The sequence below is a fragment of the Herbiconiux daphne genome (assembly GCF_024979295.1).
Classification (GTDB): domain Bacteria; phylum Actinomycetota; class Actinomycetes; order Actinomycetales; family Microbacteriaceae; genus Herbiconiux; species Herbiconiux daphnes.
Genome location: NZ_JANLCJ010000023.1, coordinates 1 through 5515, shown reverse-complemented (window position 1 = coordinate 5515; position 5515 = coordinate 1). Strand labels below are relative to the sequence as shown.

Genomic DNA, 5515 nt, shown 5'->3' with positions numbered 1-5515 from the left:
ATTGCATTTTTATATTTTGAAGGATTAACATAGTGACTTTTATACTTATCAACAATTGGATTTTTTAAATAATTGTAAACATCCAAAATAACTTCATTTTCTTTATATTTGAATGTTATAGGCACAATTGATTGATTCAGTAACACAGGATCAACACTAGTTTTAACAGTTGCAGCATCACCATCGAAAGTAAAACCAATTTCACTAATTTCAAATGGCTCAACACGACCTGAAAAAAATAAATCACCATAAGTATTATCTTTATAATAACCATCTCTATTTCAATTGACAACACCAATTTGATGATCACTATCAGCACATGATGAATTTGATCCATCATTTTTAAAACAAATTCTTTTCATGTTATTATATCCAGGAGTTTTTCCATTTAATACATCCTCAACATAGTCAATTGGAAACGGTGAAATTATCATGTTGACAATTTTACCTTCCTGAAGCACCTCGAAATTTTTAAGTGATGAAATATCACTTGCAATATTTGAAGCATTGCATTTTTTGTTTAAATCTTCAAAATCTTTTGGCTCATTTCTCTCATTATAGAAACAATGTAAAAATGATTGTGGCTTCACAATTGCTAATGAATAAGTGTCATAAGAATGATGAAATGTTCCAGGTCTTTCATTAGCATTATTGGATATAGGTTTTCCACCACTTTTTAAAATAGCATAAACATATCAAAATTGATTTTGTCTAACATTGTCAATATCAACATTACCTGTTTTAAGCATTAATTCACCTGAATTAGTAATTAAAATATTTGAATTATCAGTGTCAAAATATCTAGGTTCAAAATATCCAGCATTTTCAACATCTATTTTTAATTCATTTCTTTTATAAGGTGATGTCCTTGTAAAATTATCATCAGCACCTCAAATCAACGCTTTTTTAGGAACATATTTCATTTCCATTCCTTTTGTATCCGGAACTGTAAAATCAGAATTAATTAAAAAGTGTGAATCTAAATTAATTTTAAATTTATCACCATCTTTAACTCACCTATCTTCATGCATTCTTTTAACATTTACAAGTGTACCTTCTAAAGCACTCATGTAATCAAGACCCCATGTGCCAAAAACATCAACACGACAATTATATTGATATGATTGTGAATTGTTGAATTTACTTACACTTTGCAAGAAAAAACCAATTTCATGAGCTGGATTAGGTATTGAATCTGGAAGTGCATTATTTAATCCTTCAGCATAGATTACAGCATAGTTAAAACCTTGTGGTCTATTATTTAAATTAACAGCCTGATTTGTATTCACAGTTAAAGTTGCATTAAATAAAAAGTTTGTAAAATTTCAAGAAAAATCTTTTTGCTCTGTAAGTTCTCATTGTGGGATATGAAATCTATTACCTTTTAAATTTTGTATGTCGTCAATTCTATTACCACTTTCAAAAGTAAATGGCAATTGATATAATGTTATTTTTGTTATTTTCATACTTATATTATAATATAGATGTCATGGAAAAAGACAAATTGAAAAAACTTGTTGAAGAAGCTCGTCTTAAAAAACAAGCAGAAGCAGACAAGAAAGAAATGGAAGATCTATTAAAAGAGGCAAAAGAACTCGGAATAGAAATTCCAGATGAAAAACAAAAAGATCCTAAAGATGAGTTGGAGGAAGTCAAAAAGGAAGAAAAAAAAGACAGTCAAGAAAAAAAGCAAGATGGCAATGACTTTTCAGAAAAAGAAAAAGCATTTGCCGAATCATTGTCAAAATTGACTGATCAGATTAATTCATCACTTCAAAAAGAAGAAGTTAAACAAAAAGATGAATTAGTGCATTTATAGGAGGACATTAAGATGTCATATACAACAACTGTCATCATCAAAGATGGCTCAACAGGTGAAGCACTAGACTTTACCAAAAGAATTCTTACAGTTAAACCTGTACTATCAAAACCTTCAATTATTGACCAAGTAGCAGTATCAGAAGGTTCAGAAGATGCTCTTACAGGTGAAATTCTAAAAGATAACAAAAGAACTTTAAAAGCATATACAGCAACAGCAGCTGTTGGTGATGCACCAGCATTTACAGGGGCAACAGGTCAAGTAGTTTCAAGAGTTACAGTTCCATTTGTTGCACGTCAAGATAACATTATCACTGATAACCAAGATATTGAATTAGTTAAAACAGCTTCAGGTTCAAACGACTTAGTTGCAAACGCTTCAGCAAACTTTATTCTTTCATGAAAAGAAAAAGATTTAAATGAAGGACTAGCAGCAGTTAAAACTAAAGCGGATACAACACCAATTTATTCATCAGTTGCAAAAGTAACTACAGCTGATCTATATGCAACTAAACCTTCAGGTACACAACCTACAATTCCAGCAACAGGTGCAGTCCAAAACGATTACACAAATGCCATTGCAGGTGGTAAAAGAGTTGTTAAGGTGCCTAAAGCAATTCTGCACGCAGCTAAAGATACATCACTATCATTTATTAGACTAGCAATTTCTTATCTAACAAATATTGGTTCACCAATTTCAACTGAAACATTCTACCCATTTTCAATCAATGGTATTCCACTAGATCGTTTAAGAGTTATTACTACTTATAATGGTGCACTTGGAATTGATTCATCATCAGTTACAACAGTTATTAATCTAAATGAACCAGGAACATCAAGAAACTTTAATGGTCTAGTATCATTTGTTGATACAGTTCCAGTATATGTAACTGCACAAGCTGAAGTAGGAACAGCAGGTTACTTAGTATGTTCAGATAGAATTCTTTACAGAAAACCTTTAGCACTATCTCAAATTGGTACAATCAAGAGAGAAGTAGGTGCTGTAGTTATGGAAGGTGGGACAACTAAAAATGTTGGTCCAAACCAAATGCTTATTCAATATGACGCACGTGTTAAACTAGCTCCACTATATCACGAAGAAGCTATCTTCATTGAGGAAGTGTAATATGGATAAACTAATTAAATTTCTATTAGCAAAATTCACATTTTCACCAGAGCAAACTTGACTAAAAAATCAAATTGAAACAGCAAAAGATAAAGCATCACTAAAAAAGGTTATTCTAACAAATATGATCATCGATAAAAATCTTGAAAAAGAAATTGATGAGTTCAAATTGGATGAAAAGTAGGCATTTGCCTATTTTTTTATATAATATTATTATGAGTGTAACATATAAAGATTTAGATAATAGAAACTTATTTGGCAAAGACCATGGAAAATTCCGTCAAAATGTCATGTCAACAGTTATTGATAATATTGAGCAAAAATATATTGCTCTATTTAGATTTGAAGGTGATGAAGAATTAACTATTGGAATTCAAAGACAACTTTTTAAAGCAGCTTTCAGAAATGGAGCAGGAGCAATTACTGATTTGACTAAAATTGTTAAGGGTCAAATATATACAAAAGTAGATGCTAATAATGAACTTAGTGATCGTATTGATTCATATGTAGAATCTCAACTACTTAAAAAAGAGCCATATATTAAAAGATACCCATTATATGCTTCACCTATTTTTTACGATGCCATTGAAAATGTAACTGACGCAATTGGAATTAGTGCACCAAGAAATAATAAAAATAGAATTGCAACTAGAATTACCAATGAAAATTCAGCTTTCTTAAAATATAATCACACTTCTTACACAGGTTTAGTTAGATGAATAGCATATGCTTATTTATTCGCTGAAAATCAAGTTGTATATAAAAAACGGCTTTCACTTATTGACGCTAAATTTGGAGTTAATAATCAAAATAATTCATATGCTAAACATGATTTTGAAAAAATATATGACACAGATGAAGCATTTATTAACTTATCACCATCACAAAAATCACAATTCTCACAAGAAAATGGTGATGACGTCTCAATTGATAAACTAATTTCACAGAAGCTATTTAAAATTAATTTTGCTGAAAATGAAACTATTTTAAATATTATTGAATCTATTAAAGCAAATAAAAACGCATGATATTGGCTTAATGGTGAAGTTATTAATATTAACGCTAAAGGTGAAAGAAATACTTCAGGCGAAGTTGACGATGATAAAATTCACTTTGAACTCATGAAAAATGAATTTAGAGATCAGTGTGAGTTATTTATTGAACAATATAAAAAAGTATTTGGCATTCAATTAACACTTATCGATGTTGAAGAAGAAATTAAAGATAAAATGATGGAAAAACAGGCACTCATTGCCGGAAGGGAGAATGAAAATGGAAAAGATAGAGACCAAGAGATTTAAAGAACTATATCCAGATTTTAATACTTTCAATATAAAAGTACTAAATAATGTTAATGCATTATTCGATGAAAAACCTGATTGACTTGATGAAACTAAAACTTATTACTCAGTCAAAGCTATTTATTCACTGTTAGCAAACAAGTATAACTTGTGATTTGCTAGAAATGATGAAGATACTCAGCACTTACTTATGGCAAATGCTCTTACAGAATTACTTCCAGCTCTTTATGTTAAGACTTTACCACTAACAAAGTCAAAACTTGCAGGATTACAACAAGATTTATTAAATGTAAAGACAACTAGATATAACGATCAACCAGATATTAACTTTTCAACTACTGAAACTACTTACTCATCTACACCTTCAGAAGCACAATACAATCAATTTCAAATTGAAAATATTGCTGATAAGAATTTAGTTAAATCTAAAGATGCAACTAGAAGAGTGACTGAAACATCTGACATTATCGATAGATTTATTAAGATGACACAAATGAAAATTAGTGGATACGTAAATGCATTTGTCAATGATCCTATGTTTTCATATATATGAGTTATGAATGATTGTCCTGAAACTGTTATGGTTATTAAGGGTGTAGATGGAAAAGATGGAAAAGATGGTAAAGACTCAACTATTCCAGGTCCTAAGGGCGATAAAGGTGACACAGGACCACAAGGTCCAATAGGTCCAAAAGGTGATAAAGGAGACCAAGGAATTCAAGGGGTTCAAGGTCAAAAAGGGGACAAAGGGGACAAGGGAGATAAAGGGGACCAAGGAGTTCAAGGGGTTCAAGGTCCAGCAGGTCAATCCTTTACAGCAAAAGGTACAGTTGCAACTAGAGCTGACTTACCAGCAAATCCTAATTTAGATGATGCTTATGTAATTACCGATGAAAACGATGAACTTGTTGTATGAGATGGAACACAATGAGTTAATATGGGTAAATTGCTTGGACCACAAGGTATTCAAGGTATTCAAGGTATCCAAGGTATCCAAGGACAAAAAGGCGAAAAGGGAGATAAAGGGGAAAAGGGAGACCCTGGGTCTGCCGCCAATGCTATCCCCAACACTATCACTCCTATTCCAGGGGAACAACTTGTCTTAGGATATGGATTTGATGGATACTCCAATACTATCACTATGAGTGCTTTTAAAACTGCTCTTGGACTTCCTACAAGAAAAGATATAACCGCTACTTATGCTACGAGAAAGTGAAATGCTAATGACGCTGGTAAAAAGGTGTGAATAACAGTCGATAGTGGAATTGGT

General features: G+C 31.4%; 10 protein-coding genes. 8 read left to right on the top strand and 2 right to left on the bottom strand.

The genetic code is table 11. The annotated features are described in order from the left end of the window. Nucleotides 1-281: 281 nt before the first annotated feature. Entirely contained in the window at nucleotides 282-590 is a 309-nt protein-coding gene (locus N1032_RS21970) for a hypothetical protein (RefSeq protein ID WP_259542328.1), read from the bottom strand. Between the two features lie 423 nt (nucleotides 591-1013). Next, nucleotides 1014-1289, bottom strand: a complete 276-nt coding sequence (locus N1032_RS21965) for a hypothetical protein (protein ID WP_259542326.1) — start codon at nucleotides 1287-1289, stop codon at nucleotides 1014-1016. 200 nt (nucleotides 1290-1489) lie between these two features. Here N1032_RS21965 and N1032_RS21960 point away from each other — a divergent pair, with 200 nt between their 5' ends. The 8 genes from N1032_RS21960 to N1032_RS21925 all read left to right on the top strand — a co-directional run bounded on the left by N1032_RS21960 (nucleotide 1490) and on the right by N1032_RS21925 (nucleotide 5461). Further along, entirely contained in the window at nucleotides 1490-1819 is a 330-nt protein-coding gene (locus tag N1032_RS21960) for a hypothetical protein (RefSeq protein WP_259542324.1), read from the top strand. 12 nt (nucleotides 1820-1831) lie between these two features. After that, entirely contained in the window at nucleotides 1832-2221 is a 390-nt protein-coding gene (locus N1032_RS21955) for a hypothetical protein (RefSeq protein ID WP_259542322.1), read from the top strand. Between the two features lie 201 nt (nucleotides 2222-2422). Next, nucleotides 2423-2944: a hypothetical protein gene (locus N1032_RS21950; protein WP_259542320.1), complete on the top strand. Its 522-nt coding sequence runs from the start codon at nucleotides 2423-2425 to the stop codon at nucleotides 2942-2944. Nucleotides 2945-3159: 215 nt separating this feature from the next. Further along, nucleotides 3160-3663, top strand: coding sequence for a hypothetical protein (locus tag N1032_RS21945; protein ID WP_259542319.1), 504 nt, complete (start codon nucleotides 3160-3162; stop codon nucleotides 3661-3663). Between the two features lie 402 nt (nucleotides 3664-4065). Beyond that, nucleotides 4066-4245: a hypothetical protein gene (locus tag N1032_RS21940; protein ID WP_259542316.1), complete on the top strand. Its 180-nt coding sequence runs from the start codon at nucleotides 4066-4068 to the stop codon at nucleotides 4243-4245. Between the two features lie 190 nt (nucleotides 4246-4435). Continuing rightward, nucleotides 4436-4798 (top strand): hypothetical protein, encoded by a 363-nt coding sequence (locus N1032_RS21935; protein WP_259542314.1) that lies wholly within the window; start codon nucleotides 4436-4438, stop codon nucleotides 4796-4798. Between the two features lie 3 nt (nucleotides 4799-4801). Next, nucleotides 4802-5161, top strand: coding sequence for a hypothetical protein (locus tag N1032_RS21930; RefSeq protein WP_259542312.1), 360 nt, complete (start codon nucleotides 4802-4804; stop codon nucleotides 5159-5161). Nucleotides 5162-5182: 21 nt separating this feature from the next. Further along, entirely contained in the window at nucleotides 5183-5461 is a 279-nt protein-coding gene (locus tag N1032_RS21925; RefSeq protein ID WP_259542311.1) for a hypothetical protein, read from the top strand. The last annotated feature ends 54 nt before the right edge of the window (nucleotides 5462-5515 follow it).

Excerpts from the sequence above, each read along its gene's own strand:
- N1032_RS21960 (WP_259542324.1), top strand. The coding sequence starts at position 1,490 with ATGGAAAAAGACAAATTGAAAAAACTTGTTGAAGAAGCTCGTCTTAAA.
- N1032_RS21955 (WP_259542322.1), top strand. The coding sequence starts at position 1,832 with ATGTCATATACAACAACTGTCATCATCAAAGATGGCTCAACAGGTGAA.
- N1032_RS21945 (WP_259542319.1), top strand. The coding sequence starts at position 3,160 with ATGAGTGTAACATATAAAGATTTAGATAATAGAAACTTATTTGGCAAA.
- N1032_RS21940 (WP_259542316.1), top strand. The coding sequence starts at position 4,066 with ATGAAAAATGAATTTAGAGATCAGTGTGAGTTATTTATTGAACAATAT.
- N1032_RS21935 (WP_259542314.1), top strand. The coding sequence starts at position 4,436 with ATGGCAAATGCTCTTACAGAATTACTTCCAGCTCTTTATGTTAAGACT.
- N1032_RS21930 (WP_259542312.1), top strand. The coding sequence starts at position 4,802 with ATGAATGATTGTCCTGAAACTGTTATGGTTATTAAGGGTGTAGATGGA.
- N1032_RS21925 (WP_259542311.1), top strand. The coding sequence starts at position 5,183 with ATGGGTAAATTGCTTGGACCACAAGGTATTCAAGGTATTCAAGGTATC.